Here is an 18933-nt window from a genome sequence, read left to right on the forward strand (position 1 = left end):
TTATACTATTAAATCTGCTATTGCTTTATTCACTTTTTCAAAACCAAACTGAGACAGAACATCCTGCATTGCTGCCGAAATCTGCTCATTGCAAAGGTTACCGATGCTTCCTTCGTGTGTATGATGTATCTGGCTAGATGGGGCAAATGTACCACTTTCAATTTGCTCGCCAACTATTTTATAAGCTTCTCTAAATGGCACGCCTTGTAACGCAAGGTCATTAACCACTTCAACACTGAACAGGTAATCGTATTTTTTATCTTTTAAAATATCATCCTTTATGGTGATGTTCTGAAACATAAAGGTTGCGATTTCCAGACACTCATTAAGCGAAGTAATGGCAGGGAAAAGATTTTCTTTTAATAGTTGTAAATCGCGGTGATAGCCTGATGGCAGATTGGTAATCATCATCGCAATTTCATTTGGCAAAGCCTGAATTTTATTACAGCGCGAACGGATCAGTTCAAAAACATCAGGATTCTTTTTGTGTGGCATAATGCTCGAACCTGTTGTCAATTCCGGCGGAAAACTAATAAAGCCGAAATTCTGATTAATGAAGAGGCAAACATCCATAGCCATTTTTGCAAGTGTTGCGGCAACAGCGCTCATGGCCTGCGCCAGGATTCTTTCGGTTTTACCACGCCCCATTTGTGCATAAACCACATTATAGTTTAGGCTTTCAAAACCCAACAGTTGGGTAGTTAATGTTCTGTTTAACGGGAATGATGAGCCGTAACCTGCTGCAGAGCCTAATGGATTTTTATTGGTGATTTTCCAGGCAGCCAGCATTAGTTCCATATCATCGGCAAGGCTTTCGGCATAAGCACCAAACCATAAGCCAAATGAGGAAGGCATGGCAATCTGTAAATGCGTATAACCTGGCAATAATTTATCTTTATGGGCATTGCTCAATTCGATTAACTGATTAAACAACGTAGCCGTCTGGTTAACCATATCTTCAATACAGGCACGGAAAAACAGTTTTAAATCGACCAAAACCTGATCATTACGTGAACGGCCGCTGTGGATTTTTTTACCTGCTTCGCCTATGCGTTGTGTGAGCAACCATTCTACCTGCGAGTGTACATCTTCCACCGTATCTTCAATCGTAAAGTTACCCGCTTCAATCTCAGCGTAAATATTTTTCAATTCCTGCTGAACGGTTTTTAACTCTTCTGCGGTAAGCAAATTTATCGTTTCCAACATTTCAGTATGCGCCAGTGAACCCAGTACATCAAATTTTGCCATTTGCAGATCAAGCTCACGGTCTTTACCTACAGTGAAATGTTCTACAAACTGATTTACATCAATATTTTTTTGCCAAATTTTCATTTTAATTTATTTAACCGCGAGGAGTGCTTGGTTTTTCGCAAAGCACACTAAGTTTTTATTGAATTTCTAAACAAGAAAATTCTGCTTGTTTTATAAATTCTATTATTAATTCTTTTTTTGTTAGAAGTATCTGTGGTATTGATAGCGTTGTGTTGTTGCCCGTTCTGAGCCAAATTATTTTCGGCGGGTGCCCGTACAAATTAGAAAACTCATAAAAATCGGCATCAAAAGTAACAATCGTAAAACCATTTTGGCCAGCAAATGTCCAGATCTCCTTATCCGATTTATTCTCCAGATTTAATTTCCTAATCTGCTCACTCTGCGGAAAAGCGAACTGAATAAGCTTAATAACTCGGAAAGAAATATTCTGATCAAATAGTAATTTCACTAGGCAACCCGTATTTTGTGTTCCCGATCGGCAGCGTAGGCCAAACAAGCTAAAACTTGTGCTTCGGTCAATTCATCAAAATCTTCCAAAATCTGTTCCAAGGTCATTCCGTTCGCAAACCAGTTTAAAACATCGTAAACAGCAATTCTAGTCCCGATTATACATGGCCGACCGAACCGTTTATCGGCATTAATCTCGATAAAATTAGCGTAGGTGTTCATATCCCAAATATAAACATTATTTAAAGCATTTTCGTTTAACGCATAGAGCGCTGAGTTATACTGTTTTTACCTCAGTGTTCTTTGAGCTTTCACAGAATCAAAACCATCAACCTTAAAACCCTCTACCTTCAACCTTGCACAACTGGCTTCAACATATTCACATATCCTTCCACCCCTTCTGCAACTTCTCTAACATACAAAAATTCATCGGCCATGTGTGAGCGGCCCGAAAAACCGGGGCCACATTTTACCGATGGAATATCCAGCAGCGCTTGATCGGAAGTAGTAGGTGAGCCATAAGTGGTTCTCCCCAATGCTACACCAGTCTGCACAACAGGATGGTTTTTATCAATTGATGAAGGCTTTAAACGGATAGACCGTGGAGTGACATCACAATCTACATTTGCACGGATAATTTCTAACACCTCTTCATTGGTATATGCATCGGTTACGCGTACATCAACTGTAAAAGTACAATTGGCCGGCACCACATTATGCTGCGAACCCGCATTAATGATCGTTACCGTCATTTTCAGCGGGCCAAAAACTTCCGACACTTTAGGAAACTGGTAGTTCCTGAACCATTCTATATCTTTTAATGCCTTATAAATGGCATTCTCCCCTTCTTCCCGCGCCGCATGTCCGGCCTTTCCGTGCGATACACAATCCAACACCAGCAAACCGCGCTCAGCGATAGCTAAATTCATTTCTGTTGGTTCGCCTACAATACCAAATTCAAGCTCACCTAAATCAGGCAGTACCAGTTCCAGGCCGTTATTGCCTGAGATTTCTTCCTCGGCTGTGGCGGCCAAACAGATGTTATATTTTAAATTTTCCTGCTTGTAATAGTATAAAAATGTTCCGATTAAGGAAACCAGACAGCCACCAGCATCATTACTACCCAGGCCAAAAAGTTTATCCCCTTCAATTGCGGCATCGTATGGATCGCGCGTATAACCCGAATTTGGTTTAACCGTATCGTGGTGTGAGTTTAACAATAAAGTTGGCTTATGGGCATCAAAATGCTTGTTATAGGCCCAAACGTTATTCATCTTGCGGTGGGTTTTAACCCCTCTCTCTTCCAAAAACTGGGCTATTAAATTAGCAGTCCGGTCTTCTTCTTTACTAAAAGACTGGATGCGAATCAATTGCCGCAATAATTCCAGGCTTTCCTTTTGTATATTTTCTAACAACATAGTATTTAGTAGTTAGTATCAAGTATCAGGATAGCGTTAAAACCCTACACCTTCTACCTTACACCTTTAACCTTCGTTTGTGTACAAATTCCCGGCTTTTAGTGCCGAAAGTTTAATGCCTTTTATCAACGATGAACTAAAACCGTTATGTTCCATTTCATTTAAGCCGGCAATGGTACAACCTTTCGGCGAAGTTACCTTATCTATTTCTGATTCCGGGTGTGTTCCATGTAATAAAAGCAAATCGGCAGCACCTTTGGCGGTCTGAACAGCCATTTTTAAAGCTTCATCTGCATGAAAACCAATTTCAACACCACCTTGCGATGCAGCCCTGATGGCCCTCAAGAAAAAAGCAATCCCGCAAGCACAAAGCGCTGTCGCAGAAGTCATTAAATCTTCATTAATCTTCACAACAGACCCAACAGTTTCGAACATTTTGGTTACTTCAGTCATATTTTCTGCTGATGCATTATCGCTCGCCATGCAAGTCATAGATTGACCGATCGCAATTGCTGTATTTGGCATTACGCGAACCACTTCAACACCCTCTCCTAATTTTTCCCTCACAGCCGCACAGCTCACACCCGAAATTACCGAAATCACCAGATGTTTAGCCTGAACAATTGAAGTTTGAATTTCGTCTAAAACCGTATTTAACTGCTGGGGCAGAATGGCAAGGATTACCACCTCTGCATCAACCACAGCTTGTTTATTATTATTACTAACTTTAAAGCCGGCTTCGGAAAAAGACTTTAAATGGTCGGTATTTCTACGGGTAAGGGTAATGTCGGCAGCCTGGGCAAAGCTGGCTTTAACCAAACCTTTCGCTAAGGATAAACCGATGTTCCCGCTACCAATGATGGCTATTTTTTTATTCATGGTTGATTATGGTTTGTTTCAGATTGTTAATACAGCTTTTCATTTTTAGTAAAGCAATTTCAGTAAGGCTATTTAACGGCATTTCCTGCTATCCGCTTTACTTCGTTGCACTGCGTGTTCGCTATTATCAGGTTTATTATGCAAAAACAGCATATTATCAGCCACTTTTCCATGCAATGTCTCACCCTCTACCTTCAACCTTATTACCTTCCGCCTTACTTCAGCATTTTGGTACCAAAAGTACCTGTAGCCAATCCAGCAAGTTCATCAGCTTTTCCAACATAGACGGCAGAAACACCCTTTTTAATGGCTTCAAAAGCATTGTGCAGTTTTGGAATCATCCCACCGGCTACCGTTCCATCAGCCTTTAGGCCATCAAACTCTTCTGCCTTAATTTCCCTTACCACAGTGGCATCATCGTTCACATCCTTTAGTACTCCTTTTTTCTCAAAGCAGTACACCAATTGTGTTTCGTATAAGGCTGACATCGCCACCGCTACAGACGAAGCAATGGTATCGGCATTGGTATTTAAAAGTTGCGTATCGCCATCATGTGTAATGGCACATAAAACAGGAACCAATCCCACTTTCAATAAGTTATCTAATGTGTTTCCTGATACTGAAGTTTCATCTAGATCACCTACAAAACCATAATCGATATCTTTAACCGGACGTTTTTTTGCCTGGATAACATTGCCATCAGCACCGCTTAACCCAATGGCATTGATACCCTTGGCCTGCAATTGGGCAACCATGTTTTTATTGATTAGTCCGGCATAAACCATCGTTACAATGCGGAGGGTTTCGATATCGGTAATTCTTCTGCCTTCAACCATTTTGGCTTCAATGCCTAGCGATTCTCCTAGTTCAGTTGCAATTTTCCCCCCGCCATGCACTAAAATTTTATCTCCCGGCAATGCCGTAAAATCCAGTAGAAACCGATGCAGTTTTTCTGAATGATCGATTACGTTTCCACCTATTTTTATGATTGTAAGTTGTTTCATTTTATTGCGCTTAAAGCTTAAAGCAAAATGCTGAAAGCTTTGGTCTTTTAGCTTTAGTCTTTCTGCTTTTACAATTCTTCCAGCACGGCTTTAATCACAGCTTGTGCTGCCCATAGGCGGTTTCCCGCCTCATGAATTACCAATGAGTTTGGACCATCCAAAATTTCTGACGATAATTCCAGATCACGACGCACAGGTAAGCAATGCATCACCTTTGCATCGTTGGTGATTTTTAACTTTTCGTTATTCATCATCCAGCCGTCCGGATAAGTTAACACCTTTCCGTATTCTTTGTAGCTGCTCCAGTTTTTCACGTACACATAATCGGCACCAACCAGGGCTTCTTCTAAATTGTATTCAATCCTTGCACCTGGTGTGAAATCTTCAGCAAGTTCATAACCTTCTGGTTGCGCAATCGTAAAATCGATCATTCCTTCTGTCTGCGCTTTACACATCCACTCGGCAAAAGAATTAGGAACGGCTTGGGGTAAAGCCTTTACATGAGGTGCCCAGGCTAAAACTACCTTGGGTTTTCGACCGTCAGGTTTCTTTGTCCAGGTTTCATGAATGGTAATAATATCAGCAAAACTCTGCAAAGGGTGGCGTGTGGCACTCTCCAAACTCATTACCGGCACAGCACAGTATTTTACAAACTTGTTAAAAAAATCTTCACTATAATCTTCCTCGCGGTTATTCAGTTTCGGAAAAGAACGCAAGCCTAAAATATCACAATATTGTCCCATAACCGCAGCAGCTTCACGAATATGTTCTACTGTAGAACCATTCATCACCACACCATCCTGCGTCTCCAATGCCCAGCCCTCTTTATCCAGGTTCATCACCATCACATTCATCCCTAAATTTAAGGCTGCTTTTTGCGTGCTTAAACGCGTACGTAAGCTGGGGTTCATAAAAACCAAACCCAGGGTTTTGTTCTTACCTAAATGCTGATGTCCATAAGGATTGGCTTTTAATGCCAATGCATCAGTTACAAATTGCTTGATGTTTGGAACATCGTTTACGGAAGTGAACAACTTCATTTTTTTGAGGTTAAAGGTTGAGGGTTGAAAGGCTGAAGGTTTTCTGACAACCTTCCAACACTCAAAAATTTATAAAATGCGATTATCACCGCTTGATTTATATTAAAGTTTTGGGTTTCCATCTTCACTTTTCGTCCTTTTGGCTTCCCGCCCTCTGCCTATTTTACCAACTTCCCAAACGCCTCCAAAAACTCATCAGCATATGCTTTGGTTAAGTTTAATGCCGGCAGTAAACGGATTACATTCGGTTTTGCTTCGCCGGTAAAAATGAAGTGCTTAAACAAAAGCTCTTTTTTAACATGCGCTAGTTCTTCCGGTAATTCAATGCCAATCATTAAACCACGGCCACGAACTTGCTTTACCTGCTCAAATTTCTTTAATTCAGCAATTAAGTAATCTCCAACTTCTTCGGCATTTTTCATCAGGTTGTCTTTTTCCATCACTTCTAAAACCGCTAACGCCGCAGCACAGGCTAAATGGTTACCCCCGAAAGTTGTACCTAACTCTCCGTGCCATGGCTTAAATTTAGGAGCAATAGCAATTCCGGCTACCGGAAAACCATTACCCATACCTTTTGCCATGGTATATACATCGGCCTCTACGCCTGCCCAATCGTGCGAATAAAACAAACCTGTTCTGCCATAACCACATTGCACTGAATCAGCAATATAAACAGCATTATACTCATCGCATAGTGAACGGATTTTTTGAAGAAAACTTTTTGATGCCTCTTTAATTCCGCCAACACCCTGTATACCTTCGATAATTACCGCAGAAATCTCACTGCCCTGCGCTTTAAAAGTTTCTTCTAAAGCCACCTCATTATTATGCGGCAAGAAGATCACGTTTTCAGTCTGATTAACCGGCGCTACAATTTTTGGGTTATCGGTTACCGCAACGGCTAAAGAGGTACGTCCGTGGAAAGCACCGGTAAAAGCAATTACCTTTTTTCTGCCGTTGTAAAACGAAGCGAGTTTAAGTGCATTTTCGTTGGCTTCTGCTCCTGAGTTACATAAAAACAATTGGAAATCTTTTTTCCCCGATACTTCGCCCAGCTTTTCAGCTAGTTGTACCTGCAAAGGAATTTTCACCGAATTTGAATAAAAGCCAACTTTGTTTAACTGATCGGTTAAACGGCTTACATAATGGGGGTTGGTATGCCCAATAGAAATTACAGCGTGTCCGCCATATAAATCTAAATATTGTTGTCCGTTGGCATCCCAAACATTACTGCCGGCTGCTTTGGTAATTTCTATATCATTAAGTGGATAAACGTCGAATAGTTGCATCTTTTGAGGTATAAGGTTTGAGGTGTAGGGTTTAAGGTTTTTTCCCTGCACTTCTTAAAAATTTTAAAAATGAAATTAGCATTGCCCTAACTTCGTTAATTAACTGATTTACTTTTAGATAATCATCTTCACTTATATACTTCAACTCTGAAGCACATAAACAGCAATAATCTATCTCGTTGGCAGAGCCTAAAGCATTATCAAGAAAATGTGCAAAATCTTTATTTGTAAATCTTCCACATCCTTCAACGATATTCAAGGGTATAGATAATGAAGCACGGGTAAGTTGTGAGGTCAATTCAAATCGCTCTTCTTTTGGAAATTGAGTCGCAATATTCTTTTTGATGAACATATTCAACTCATGTGCTTTTTTCCAAACGTCAAGTTTTTTATAATCTCTCATGCTTTTACCTTACGCCTTAAACCTTAAACCCTTTACCTTAATTAAAAATTTGCTGCCTTTAACTTAAGTCCTGCTGTTTCATCAAAGCCAAACATCAAGTTCATATTCTGAACCGCTTGTCCGCTGGCGCCTTTCAAAAGGTTATCGATAATACTGATAATAAACAATTTACCACCGTGTTTTTCGATGTGTACCAGTGCTTTATTGGTATTTACAACCTGTTTTAAATCGATATTTTTCCGGCTCACATGCGTAAAAGGATGCGCGCTGTAATAATCTTTGTAAATGGAATAGGCTTCTTCCAGCGTAAGTTCGCTTTCCAGATACATAGCGGCCAAAATACCTCTGGTAAATGCGCCACGCTGTGGGATAAAATTTAAAGCTTCCTTAAGAGATGGTTGCAATTGCAATAAACTTTCGCTGATCTCATTAAGGTGCTGGTGCTCAAAAGCCTTATAAATAGAAAGATTGTTGTTTCTCCAGCTAAAATGAGAGGTTGCAGCCAAACTCTGCCCCGCGCCGGTTGAACCCGTAGTTGCATTAATATGAACTTCATTATTAATCAAACCTTTCGATGCCAACGGCAGTAATCCCAACTGGATACAAGTGGCAAAACAGCCTGGGTTAGCAATATTTTTAGCTGATTTAATTTTATCACGGTTTAATTCAGGAAGACCATAAACGAATGAACGATTTTCGAATTTACATTTTTCATGCAATCTGAAATCCTGCGATAAATCGATGATTTTGACGTTTCCGTTAATTGGGTTAGCCGCTAAAAGTTTCTTTGCATCGCCATGTCCAACGCATAGAAACAAGACATCAATATCCTGATTGATATCACTTACAAACCTTAAATCAGTATCGCCGATTAAATCTGTATGTACATCAGATATTAAGTTACCAGCATTACTGGTACTGTTTACGAAAGCAATCTCAACATTCGGGTGGTTAACCAAAATACGCAGCATTTCGCCACCAGTATACCCTGCGCCACCAATTATTCCTGCTTTAATTTTCATATTTAAAAAGGTTTAAGGTTTGGGGTGTAAGGCTTAGGGTTTAGGCGCTAACCTTACGCCTGTAACCTTTTACCTTAAACCACAGAGGCTATGCCTCGTTATTTACTTTATGCCAAATCATGACCTGGTTGCCGAAGATTTTAGAAAAACCTTTCACATCTTCACCGCTCCAGGCATTGTTCATTTCACCATAGCTGCCAAATTTGTTACTCATTAAATCGTGGTCAGATTCAATGCCGATAATCTGGAAACGGTATGGCAATAGCTCAACAAAAACTTTACCGCTCACAAATTTCTGCGTATCGGCTAAGAATGCTTCAATATTCCGCATGATAGGATCATGGAACTGACCTTCATGCAACCAGTTGCCATAAAAAGAAGACAATTGTTCTTTCCAGCTTAACTGCCATTTGGTTAAGGTATGTTTTTCTAAAGTGTGGTGTGCTTTAATAATAATTACCGGCCCTGCCGCCTCAAAACCCACACGGCCTTTAATACCAATAATGGTATCGCCCACATGTATATCGCGACCAATGCCGAAAGGCTGTGCTATGGCCTGTAATTTCTGGATGGCTTTTACCGGCGCCAATTTTTCGCCATCAAGCGCTACCAATTCACCCTTTTCGAAGGTCAGTTCAATTTTGCGTGATCCGGTTTCTGAAACCTGGGTTGGCCAGGCACTTTCTGGTAAGGTTTCGTGTGAGGTTAACGTTTCTTTACCGCCTACCGAAGTGCCCCATAAACCTTTATTGATTGAATATTTTGCTTTCTCGGCACTATATTCAACACCATGACCGGCTAAATATTCAATTTCAGCTTCGCGTGATAATTTCAAATCCCTGATTGGCGTAATAATTTCAACACCTGGAATCAGGATATTAAAGATCATATCGAAACGAACCTGGTCGTTACCAGCGCCTGTACTGCCATGCGCTACATAATCAGCACCGATTTTCTTTACATAATTAGCAATTGCGGTAGCCTGACTTACACGTTCTGCGCTAACAGAAAGTGGATAAGTTGCATTTTTTAATACATTTCCAAAAATCAGGTACTTAATACAATCGTCATAGTAGCCCTCTGTTTCGTCTACTACCGCATGCGATTTTACCCCTAAAGCATAAGCCCTTTTCTCAATTTCCTGTAATTCCTCATCAGAGAAACCACCCGTATTTACAATCACCGAGTGCACTTCCAACCCACGGTCTTTTGCCAGGTAAATACAACAAAATGAGGTGTCTAATCCTCCGCTAAATGCTAAAACAACTTTTTTCATGCTATTTGAATAAAAGGGTAAATAAAAATAAAAGGGCTTTTAAGCCGGTTTTCGGCTTTTGTTTAACAACCAAACGCTGTTTAATGCGCATAAAGCGCTCATATAATTTGGGTTTTTTCTGCAGTTCTTCAGCAAATTGTTTGGCTACTTCGTGTTTTTTCTCCGCCGGATCATAAAGCATAGCCGTGCACATGCAGTTCTTACGTTCCTTCATTTTCAAAATCTCGAAGTTTACGCAGCTCTGGCAACCTTTCCAAAATTCTTCATCCTGGGTAAGTTCGCTGTAGGTTACCGGCTCATAGCCCAAATCTGAGTTTATCTTCATTACGGCCAAACCTGTTGTTAACCCAAATATTTTTGCTTTGGGGTACAACCTTCTTGATAAGCCGAAAATCTCATTTTTAATGGCCTTAGCCAATCCGGCTTTACGGTATTTAGGGCTTACCACCAAACCACTGTTGGCTACAAATTGCCCGTGACTCCAGGTTTCGATATAGCAAAACCCTGCCCATGAACCATCTTTGTGGAAAGCAATAACCGATTTGCCCTCTTGCATCTTATTAGAGATGTATTCCGGCGAACGTTTTGCGATGCCTGTACCACGCGCTTTCGCAGATTCGGCCATCTCGGTTACAATTTCTTCTGCAAATACACGATGTTCAGGAAGTGCAACCTGCACTATAAATTCGTTAATATCCATTCGTTTTCTAACGAAAAATTATAAGTATTCTTGTTAATTGGGTTTTTAGAGAGGATCAATTCCTCGTTACGTTTAGTTGAGTACTAAATACGTGGAGTGAAATTTTGCCGGCTTGTGGGATAATAAAACACGGATTGAAAATGATTAATAAACAAACCTTTTCCAGACACGGTTTGTGCATTGGAAACTGAAAGTTTATGTAAAATTGGTTTAATCATTTCTTGCGTATTAAAACGGCTTTAACTCTATTGAGGTGCAAAGGTTTAAATAAAAATCGAGTTACGCAATAATATTGTATTTTTTTTATGTTAAGCTTTCTGTTTTATTGGATTATTCTGACTGAAGCGAGCAATAATGTAGATTAAAATAAGCAATCACTTAACATTGAAGTTTATCATTCTAATTGTCAATTCAACTTTTGTTAAAAAAGGCACTAATTTTTAACATCTGCTTAACATCATTTAACATCTTCAGATAGTGTTTAAATGCAATATTTACATGCCTGTAGCGAATAAGACTGAATGATCGTTTTATGGGTAATCCTTAATTATTAAATCAAATTTTAACCGTATGAAGAATTTTACGTCATTTCATTTCAAACCAATCACTTTATTTTTCCTAATTACTTTAACAGCGTTAACTTCATGTAAAAAAACCGACACTGTCGATCCTACGATATCGTATTTAAGGGTAATTAATGCGTCACCATCTTTGGCAACTTATAATGCATACTTCAATGGCAATATGGTTAACTCAGCAGCTTTGCCATTCGGAGGCGCCATTAGTTATCTTTCATCTCCCGCTGGCACTTACAGTTTAAAATTTACCACCGCCAGCAGTGCAGAAAGTTTGTTGACCAAAAATATCACTTTAAACGCAAGCACCTATTATTCATCTTATTTAATCAATAAATCCGGTGCACTAGATATTTATACTATTGGCGACGATCTTTCTATTCCATCAACCGATAAAGCCTATATCCGCTTTATCAACCTATCGCCCGATGCCCCTGCTTTAGACCTGGCGAAAACCAGTGCAACCACCTCATTGGTTACCAATAAAGCCTACAAAACTGCAAGCGGCTTCGTTGCAGTAGATGCAGGGACTTATACATTGGATGCTAAAGAAACATCATCCGGAGCAGTCAAAGCTACTTCCGAGAGCACCAGCTTTACAGCAGGTTATCATTACGATATTATTTGCGGTGGTTTGGTAACACCGGCAAATGATACCGAAAGACCGTTGAGTTTACAGGTTATAATGATCAAATAAGAAAGATTTTAGTTTTCAACTTTCATAAAAAAAGGCAATTTTCGATATGAAAATTGCCTTTTTGGTTTTAGTAGAAATTATAACTGTATCATGATTAAGAAGGTATATGATAGATCCTTCAACAGGCTCAGGATGACACTTCTAAATTTATTCCACAGCTCCTATTTTTCTTTATTTTCTAGTTACATCAGTAAATTTTACCTGGATGACATAAGTACCTTCCAATTTGAGTCTCCAAGACCACCTTGGGTTTACTGAGAAACCTGGTGATGATGGAAAGCCATCTATTGATTTTATATAGGTACTCGGTATTCTATAATACATTAAGAAACCCCAATCGGTAGTTGGCGTAACATATTTTGTTAAAGGAAACGGTGCTACCTCAAAATCGCAGATCATAGCGGTGTCCGTTTGAATAACCGGGTTGAATTTAGCATAGTTTTCAAAAATTGGCCTATCTCCCCTTGCTATAATTTCCTTTGCTTTAGGATTAAAGACATTCCCATTTTTATCCACCATTTTCAGTATAGCTCTTGCACCTGTAGATGAAATTTTTGTACAGGTAATGATTGGGTTTTTCATTGGCGTTACCGCACCGGTAACATCATTAAAGCCGTTAGCTACATTATCAGTAATCTCAAACAGGTCATCTATAGTGGGATCTACCACATTAATTGTCGCTAATTTAGGAAATAACTTGGTACCAGTACCATTAGTCATTTCTACATCATACACATATCTTCCCAAAGGTAGGAAACCAGATGCTTTGTTAAAGGTAAGCTGTCCGCTCAATTCATTAAACTCCATTGGTTTCTTTTTAACCACTTCCCTTTTCTTATTCAGAAGCTCGAGGGTTACATCTGTTTCAGGATCAAAATTGGCGCCTGTTTTAAAAACAGTAATTTCATATTCCTTCGAAAACTCTGCAGGCGCAGGAGAACCATCTTCTTTTCTCAAATTGAGCAATTTATAGGTAAAAGGTGGTGTAGAACCATCTGCATTGATTCTATCTGATTGAAAAAGAGTCAAGCCTCTTTTTGCATAAATATTATTGTCTTTATATCGAATGGCATCACTTAGAAAACCATTCTGTATCTTTTTACAGGCCACTACACTTAACAAGAGTAATAATCCTAAAATGTATTTTATTTTCATAATTGCGATTAAATTAATTGCCCAAAGACTGTGCATTAAAAAATAACCTGTGGTATCCACTAAGCACATGAACTATACCATTGGTTGTGACTATTCCAGATGTTTGACAATCCACAGCCTTATCTTTTTGTGAATCGGGAATAGTACTTTGATCCGTCTCCTGATCATCACGGGTTCCGATTACTTTGGTATACGTTACATAATCCACATAATTAAGATACTGTGTATATTCATAAGAACGTCTCAATTTGATCAGGTACTGAACATTTGGAATAGCCCCCAATAAACTGTTATAAAGCTTACCGCTAACGGTCATCTGGTCTCTGTTGATCTTGCCCGCAAATAAATAAGTCTTTAATGAATCGTTCAGCTCCTGTGATGGAATATCTTTGATCCCAAAATCAAAATTTTCCTTCCCAAGTTGGAGAGATTTCTGATATTTCTTGGCTTTTACATACTCCGCTATGCCATAATTTGTAGTTGCAAAAAGGGTTACATTACCATTTACTACATCCTTTAAGCCAGCCCGGTCTATCACTTTCACTAAGGAATCGAAATTGCGGTTAGACTTTAAGTAATCGTAAGTACTTAAATTTACATTGGGATCACTAGGGCCGCCATCCCTTTTATAATCATTTTTTTTACAAGCCGTTAGCGCCAGTAATAATAATGAAAGATATACTAATATATTATTTTTCATATTTTTAATCTCTTAATAAAAACAACTTATACTTTACCCAACCAATATGGTGTTTGTTTCAATAACGGATTGTTTCTAAACAACGCAGGGTCTACAGGCCAATAAAACCCTTCTCTTCTAAACCTGCTTTCCGTAAGCCAGTCTACGATAAGGCCGTATCTTCTGGTTCTAAGCAAATCATAAAACAAATGCCCTTCCAGGTACATTTCTTTCCCACGCTCATAAGCATATTCATCCATTACCTGATCTACGGAGCTTCCAGAAGGAATCAATACCGGATTTGGGTCATTTCTTTTCCTGAAATCATTAATAATACCGATAGCTGTTGCTGCATCCTTTTTATAAAGTGCAATCTCCGCCTTAAGTAGTTTCAAATCACCCAGTCTGAAAATGATAATGTTATTACTTAGATAAGGGTCTAATTTTTGCCCAGGATTTCTATACGTTACATTACTGTACTTTACACTCATTGGTTTATCTGGGTTGGCAAGGTCAAAGCCCTTTTTATAACGGATATCAGTAGTTGTTTCGAAATGATTATTAAGATATAAAAGCGTGGTATAAAAACGTGGGTTGTTTCCGTAACCTTTGATATAATTCTCATTTAAAAAATAAGAACCTATAGAACTATTGGAACCTTCCAATGTATTCTCGCTAATATTGATTTCAAATATTCCCTCAGAAGAACGACCAATGAAGGTATTTTTATAATTGGCAGTATCGGTTAAAGCATATCCTCCTTTGGCAATCAGGGTATTTATGGTCGTATCAGCACTGTTCACGTCAGTCAAATTTGGTGCATCCACTGAAACATCCAACATCGTTGCTCTCCAAAGATACAAATGTGCTAAAAGGGCATATACTGAGCCTTTATTTGCAGTAACTTTGGCGTCGCCGGTATTGGTATAATTCCAGCTTAATAGATTAATGGCTTTTTTACAATCATTTTCAATCAATTTCATCACCTCCGATTTTGAACTTCTTGGCAATTGAGGTGCATTGATTGGATCGTCGTAGGCTTCTGTAACCAGCGGTACATCGCCCCATACCCTTACCATCATAAAGTAACTTAATGCGCGAAGAAAATAGGCCTGGCCAATTACTGAATTCCGGAATTGTGTAGGATCGTCTTCGCCAGACAATTGTGTATCGCTCATCGCATTAACTTTCTTCAAAATCAGATTAGACATGGCAATGCTTTTATAATATAAAGTATAATTTGCCAGCGTATTAAGATTGTATTGAAAGGTAAAATCTCCACCCTGAATTCCTTCTAAACCGTCTCCGGAATATTGGATGGTAAAATAGTTTTTGGCAATCGCATCACCATACATAAAATAACGATTGTTTTTGTTGGTAATCGCACTACGCATCATGGCATAATTACCGGCGATGGCACTTCTTACATCCCTGGACGATTGCCAGAAGGTTTGCTCATAAGGTGCGTCTTTAGGTTCTTCATATAACAATTTTTTACAGGAACTTACGGTAACTGCTATGCCCAAAGCGATAAGAACACCGATTTTTGTGATTATATTTTTCATTTATTGACGATATTAAAATTGAACTTGTACACCTAGAGTATATTTTCTTGGAATAGGATATCCAGTTCCGTTATATTCTCCATATCCGTTAACAGCTTCTGCATCTGGTAATTTTTTTGATTGCTGGAACATATATACGTTATCAACAACGGAGTATAATTTCAGCTGACTTAAGCCTAATTTTCTTACGGCTTTAGGACTAAAATCATAACTAAAATTGATACTTCTGATCCTTGCATAACCACCTTTTTCTAGGAAAAAAGATTGTGCAGCTGTATAATAATATCGATAGGATCCCAAATCGAGTTTTGCATATTCGGCTTGATCTCCAGGGTTTCTCCAGATGTTCAGGCGACTTAGATCCGGTGAAGAAACACTAGCAAAATTATATACGGCATTAGCATCAGTTGAGTTCGTAAAACGATCTGAATCAAATAGGTTGAGTACATCACGTTTAAGTGTAAAGTTTACAAAAACACTTAAGCTAAAGTTTTTGTAAGAAAAGTTATTGGTCCAGCCACCGGTAAAACGTGGGTTAGGATCACCAATTGGAGCCTTATCCGGATTGATACCATCATTAAAAATATCTATAAAATAATCTCCATCCAAATCTGCCAGATAAAAATCACCTGCACTAAATGTTCCATTACTATTTCGATATCTTTCTCCAGTGTAAGGATTCTGGGGAATATCTGCTGAAGTAGAAAATACGCCTTTTGTACGATATAAATAAAAAGCATTTAGTGGACTACCTACAGAAAGCACGTGGTTTTTATCAAAACGATCTCCGCTCAAAATAATATCACGGCCACCATTCGGCAGACTCATGACCTGATTTTTATTGTAAGAGATATTAAAAGAGCTATTCCACTTAAATTCCTTACGGATTGGATTAGCAGTTAGAACCAACTCCAAACCTGAATTACGAACGGCAAATGCATTGGTAAAGGCATTGTCATAGCCTGATGTAACCGGCAAATCAACATTAAAAAGTTTTTGTCTTACTTCTTTGTTATACACATCGAATGAAATGGCATATCTACCATTATCGATTTCCAGATCGGTACCAATATTCCATTGGATCGATTTCTCCCAGCTTAAGTCTTTTTGTGCCACACCATTTCTGAAGTTAGGTGTAATTGCGGTTACACCATTATATGAGGTTGCTCCAGAATTCCCACTAAAATAACCATTGTTAACCTGATAGGTATTATATTGCACATAAGCATTTCTTTTATCCTCATTTCCTGTCACGCCATAACTTCCTCTTATTTTTATGAGTGTAAAAGGATTATTAGATAGGTTTTTCATAAAGTTCTCTTCTGAAAGAAGCCATCCTGCTGAAATGGAAGGGAATACGCCATATTTGTTATTTTCACCAAAACCAGATGAACCGTCCGTTCTGATTGTTCCTGATAAAAGGTACTTGCTATCATAGTCATAATTGAAGCGGCCGTAATATGCGATTAGGCCATGGGCAATGTAATTTGAATAGGCAAAAATATTCTGTTGTTTAAACCCTGTAACCGTTTGAATATTGTCTGAAGCGCCTCCATAGCCAGATGCCTGGGTAGATTGAAACAAACTATACTCGATATCCTGACCCGCTACTGCACTAAAAGAATGTTTTTTAACGGAACCATTATAAGCCAGATAGTTTGATGTTCTTAAGCCTATAGCGCTAGAAGAGAAACTGGAAGAGCTGTTGCCAAAACCATTGTTTAACAAATTGCTCATGCTCACATCCCTGCGCGTATTATCATTAGTATAGGAAGATTGAGAATTTAAAGTAAAATGTTTATTAAATTCATAAGCCAAGTTGAGGTTAGCTCCAAACTGGTTCGACACATTTCTATTTAAATTTTCACCATCTTTACTTACAAAATAATCCAATTTTTCGGGAGATATATTAAATAACGAGGAGGGCAAATTCCCTGAACCAACTTTTGTAGGCTTAGATGGATCGTTTGGATCTTCATTACCTCTACCTCTGCTGGCACTTGAATAATAAAATATGGGGTTAATCATTAATTTTTTATTCATCGCCCTTGAGGTAAGGTTTAAGCGTGTGGTATAACGTTTAAAGCCTGTTCCTTTTACAATACCATCTTCATCATAATAACCTCCGCTGAAACGATAAACCGTTCCATTATCAGTACCACCACTTATACTGAGGTTATTATCATTGATTTTACCTGTCTGATAAAATAAATCCTGCCAATCGGTATGGCCATTGAATGCCGGATTCAAACTATCTGTAAGGATATATGGTAGTTGTACCCGCTGATCATAGCTAAGCTGTCTTTGAAGTACCTCCATTTTTTGACGGCGTTCTGTAGTACCCATGGTTGCCTGCCTTAAGTTAGGACGTTGCACCATACCGTAATAAGAGTTAAAGCTTACTCTTGTATCGCCACCTACACCTTTTTTGGTTGTAATTAAAATCACCCCGTTAGCAGCTCTTGAACCATAAATGGCCGCTGCTGAAGCATCTTTTAATACATCAATAGATTCGATATCACTCGGATTAAGGCCGGCCATGTAGTTGGTTCCTGTACCTGTTCCTGGTGGCACAAGATCATCAGATGATTGAGGAACACCATCTACTACATAAAGTGGCGATCTAATGACATTAAACTGATCATAACCTGTACTACCTGTTGAGTTACCCCTTACAGATACTGTTGGTGCCACACCTGGCTGGCCAGTAAAGTTTTGAACGTTTACACCAGATAAACGCCCCTGTAACAACTGATCAAAACTTGCTGCAGGTAAATTGGCCAGTTCTTTACCGGAAATACTGGAAATTGCTGCCGTCGTTTTCTTTCTGGTAATTTTCTGATAACCGATGGTAACCACTTCACTGAGTGTGTTATTATCCTCTTCCAAAGAAAAATTTAATGTACCATTGGCCGAAACCGCTTTCTCTACCGAGCGATAGCCTACAATTCTTGCGGTAACAATTGCACCCTCTTTTTGAACAGTTAGCGAGAATTTTCCCTCAGCATTGGTGGCCGTACCATTTTTGGTACCCTTTTCAATAATCGAAACGCCGGGTATCGGTGTGTTGGTTTGATCTACAACTGTCCCTTTAATTGTTTTCTGCGCGAAGGCCAGCCAGGGGATGAGTAGATAAAATAAGGTTGCCGTTAAAAATTTTACATAGCAATGTCTTGTAGAAATTTTTTCCATTGATGTTTAGTTAGTTAGTTTGATAATATTTAAAAGTATCAACATTTTTACCCGAGGGTTAACTAATTTTTAGCTAACTAAAACCATATTTTAACCTAAAAATTTAACATTAATTAACATTTGATTTTTAAAATATCTCCTTTTGTAATTCTAAATATGCCTCTGCATTACTAAAATTGCCTATCTCGATTAAATTAAGTCTTATTTTCGTCTCTTTTCAGAATACGTTTTACTAATTAATTAGCAATCAAATTTTGAGGGGTGATGCCAGAAAAAATCTATGAATAGAGCTATCTAAAACGATAAACTAATGTTTTAGT

Annotated in this window: 17 protein-coding genes; 1 reads left to right on the forward strand and 16 read right to left on the reverse strand. The window is 38.7% G+C overall.

Annotated elements, in window-relative coordinates:
* The 12 genes from argH to ACIQXP_RS23810 all read right to left on the reverse strand — a co-directional run bounded on the left by argH (position 1) and on the right by ACIQXP_RS23810 (position 10750).
* Positions 1 to 1332 (reverse strand): argininosuccinate lyase, encoded by a 1332-nt coding sequence (argH, locus tag ACIQXP_RS23755; RefSeq protein WP_387508275.1) that lies wholly within the window; start codon positions 1330 to 1332, stop codon positions 1 to 3.
* Between the two features lie 55 nt (positions 1333 to 1387).
* The gene (locus ACIQXP_RS23760) at positions 1388 to 1720 is read right to left on the reverse strand and encodes a DUF5615 family PIN-like protein (RefSeq protein WP_387508277.1); all 333 of its coding nucleotides are present in this window, start codon (positions 1718 to 1720) and stop codon (positions 1388 to 1390) included.
* Complete coding sequence (locus tag ACIQXP_RS23765) at positions 1720 to 1941, reverse strand: DUF433 domain-containing protein (protein ID WP_090765191.1); 222 nt, start codon at positions 1939 to 1941, stop codon at positions 1720 to 1722. The genes ACIQXP_RS23760 and ACIQXP_RS23765 overlap by 1 nt, the downstream gene beginning before the upstream one ends.
* A gap of 128 nt (positions 1942 to 2069) precedes the next feature.
* Positions 2070 to 3137: a M20 family metallo-hydrolase gene (locus ACIQXP_RS23770; protein ID WP_387508279.1), complete on the reverse strand. Its 1068-nt coding sequence runs from the start codon at positions 3135 to 3137 to the stop codon at positions 2070 to 2072.
* 66 nt (positions 3138 to 3203) lie between these two features.
* On the reverse strand, positions 3204 to 4016 hold the full coding sequence (gene proC, locus ACIQXP_RS23775; protein ID WP_387508281.1) for a pyrroline-5-carboxylate reductase: 813 nt from the start codon (positions 4014 to 4016) through the stop codon (positions 3204 to 3206).
* A 215-nt stretch (positions 4017 to 4231) separates the two neighbouring features.
* Positions 4232 to 5020: an acetylglutamate kinase gene (gene argB, locus ACIQXP_RS23780; RefSeq protein WP_387508283.1), complete on the reverse strand. Its 789-nt coding sequence runs from the start codon at positions 5018 to 5020 to the stop codon at positions 4232 to 4234.
* Between the two features lie 68 nt (positions 5021 to 5088).
* Positions 5089 to 6060, reverse strand: a complete 972-nt coding sequence (locus tag ACIQXP_RS23785; RefSeq protein WP_387508285.1) for a Rossmann-fold NAD(P)-binding domain-containing protein — start codon at positions 6058 to 6060, stop codon at positions 5089 to 5091.
* A 158-nt stretch (positions 6061 to 6218) separates the two neighbouring features.
* Complete coding sequence (locus ACIQXP_RS23790) at positions 6219 to 7349, reverse strand: aspartate aminotransferase family protein (RefSeq protein WP_293742618.1); 1131 nt, start codon at positions 7347 to 7349, stop codon at positions 6219 to 6221.
* Between the two features lie 31 nt (positions 7350 to 7380).
* Positions 7381 to 7752 carry a four helix bundle protein gene (locus ACIQXP_RS23795; RefSeq protein WP_293742619.1) on the reverse strand — a complete coding sequence of 124 codons (372 nt, stop codon included), beginning with the start codon at positions 7750 to 7752 and terminating at the stop codon, positions 7381 to 7383.
* Between the two features lie 41 nt (positions 7753 to 7793).
* Positions 7794 to 8774 carry an N-acetyl-gamma-glutamyl-phosphate reductase gene (argC, locus tag ACIQXP_RS23800; RefSeq protein ID WP_387508288.1) on the reverse strand — a complete coding sequence of 327 codons (981 nt, stop codon included), beginning with the start codon at positions 8772 to 8774 and terminating at the stop codon, positions 7794 to 7796.
* 88 nt (positions 8775 to 8862) lie between these two features.
* Entirely contained in the window at positions 8863 to 10050 is a 1188-nt protein-coding gene (gene argG / locus ACIQXP_RS23805) for an argininosuccinate synthase (protein WP_387508290.1), read from the reverse strand.
* 1 nt (position 10051) lies between these two features.
* A complete protein-coding gene (locus ACIQXP_RS23810) occupies positions 10052 to 10750 on the reverse strand; it encodes a GNAT family N-acetyltransferase (RefSeq protein WP_134204214.1) in 699 nt (232 codons plus the stop codon).
* A 570-nt stretch (positions 10751 to 11320) separates the two neighbouring features.
* Between ACIQXP_RS23810 and ACIQXP_RS23815 the strand changes: the two genes are divergently transcribed.
* On the forward strand, positions 11321 to 12022 hold the full coding sequence (locus tag ACIQXP_RS23815; protein WP_387508292.1) for a DUF4397 domain-containing protein: 702 nt from the start codon (positions 11321 to 11323) through the stop codon (positions 12020 to 12022).
* Between the two features lie 171 nt (positions 12023 to 12193).
* Here the strand turns inward: ACIQXP_RS23815 and ACIQXP_RS23820 are convergent, their stop codons facing one another.
* From ACIQXP_RS23820 to ACIQXP_RS23835, 4 genes are read right to left on the reverse strand one after another with little or no spacing between them, the layout of a single operon-like run.
* Positions 12194 to 13177 carry a DUF5007 domain-containing protein gene (locus ACIQXP_RS23820; protein ID WP_293742623.1) on the reverse strand — a complete coding sequence of 328 codons (984 nt, stop codon included), beginning with the start codon at positions 13175 to 13177 and terminating at the stop codon, positions 12194 to 12196.
* Positions 13178 to 13190: 13 nt separating this feature from the next.
* On the reverse strand, positions 13191 to 13877 hold the full coding sequence (locus tag ACIQXP_RS23825; protein ID WP_090986369.1) for a hypothetical protein: 687 nt from the start codon (positions 13875 to 13877) through the stop codon (positions 13191 to 13193).
* 26 nt (positions 13878 to 13903) lie between these two features.
* Positions 13904 to 15421, reverse strand: a complete 1518-nt coding sequence (locus ACIQXP_RS23830; protein ID WP_293742624.1) for a RagB/SusD family nutrient uptake outer membrane protein — start codon at positions 15419 to 15421, stop codon at positions 13904 to 13906.
* 12 nt (positions 15422 to 15433) lie between these two features.
* Positions 15434 to 18613, reverse strand: coding sequence for a SusC/RagA family TonB-linked outer membrane protein (locus tag ACIQXP_RS23835; protein WP_293742625.1), 3180 nt, complete (start codon positions 18611 to 18613; stop codon positions 15434 to 15436).
* Positions 18614 to 18933: the final 320 nt, after the last annotated feature.

The organism is Pedobacter suwonensis, assembly GCF_044762335.1.
GTDB lineage: Bacteria > Bacteroidota > Bacteroidia > Sphingobacteriales > Sphingobacteriaceae > Pedobacter.

Bases quoted from the DNA above. Each gene is read 5' to 3' on its own strand.
- argH (WP_387508275.1), bottom strand. From the start codon at position 1,332: ATGAAAATTTGGCAAAAAAATATTGATGTAAATCAGTTTGTAGAACAT.
- ACIQXP_RS23765 (WP_090765191.1), bottom strand. From the start codon at position 1,941: ATGAACACCTACGCTAATTTTATCGAGATTAATGCCGATAAACGGTTC.
- ACIQXP_RS23770 (WP_387508279.1), bottom strand. From the start codon at position 3,137: ATGTTGTTAGAAAATATACAAAAGGAAAGCCTGGAATTATTGCGGCAA.
- proC (WP_387508281.1), bottom strand. From the start codon at position 4,016: ATGAATAAAAAAATAGCCATCATTGGTAGCGGGAACATCGGTTTATCC.
- argB (WP_387508283.1), bottom strand. From the start codon at position 5,020: ATGAAACAACTTACAATCATAAAAATAGGTGGAAACGTAATCGATCAT.
- ACIQXP_RS23785 (WP_387508285.1), bottom strand. From the start codon at position 6,060: ATGAAGTTGTTCACTTCCGTAAACGATGTTCCAAACATCAAGCAATTT.
- ACIQXP_RS23790 (WP_293742618.1), bottom strand. From the start codon at position 7,349: ATGCAACTATTCGACGTTTATCCACTTAATGATATAGAAATTACCAAA.
- ACIQXP_RS23795 (WP_293742619.1), bottom strand. From the start codon at position 7,752: ATGAGAGATTATAAAAAACTTGACGTTTGGAAAAAAGCACATGAGTTG.
- argC (WP_387508288.1), bottom strand. From the start codon at position 8,774: ATGAAAATTAAAGCAGGAATAATTGGTGGCGCAGGGTATACTGGTGGC.
- argG (WP_387508290.1), bottom strand. From the start codon at position 10,050: ATGAAAAAAGTTGTTTTAGCATTTAGCGGAGGATTAGACACCTCATTT.
- ACIQXP_RS23810 (WP_134204214.1), bottom strand. From the start codon at position 10,750: ATGGATATTAACGAATTTATAGTGCAGGTTGCACTTCCTGAACATCGT.
- ACIQXP_RS23815 (WP_387508292.1), top strand. From the start codon at position 11,321: ATGAAGAATTTTACGTCATTTCATTTCAAACCAATCACTTTATTTTTC.
- ACIQXP_RS23820 (WP_293742623.1), bottom strand. From the start codon at position 13,177: ATGAAAATAAAATACATTTTAGGATTATTACTCTTGTTAAGTGTAGTG.
- ACIQXP_RS23825 (WP_090986369.1), bottom strand. From the start codon at position 13,877: ATGAAAAATAATATATTAGTATATCTTTCATTATTATTACTGGCGCTA.
- ACIQXP_RS23830 (WP_293742624.1), bottom strand. From the start codon at position 15,421: ATGAAAAATATAATCACAAAAATCGGTGTTCTTATCGCTTTGGGCATA.
- ACIQXP_RS23835 (WP_293742625.1), bottom strand. From the start codon at position 18,613: ATGGAAAAAATTTCTACAAGACATTGCTATGTAAAATTTTTAACGGCA.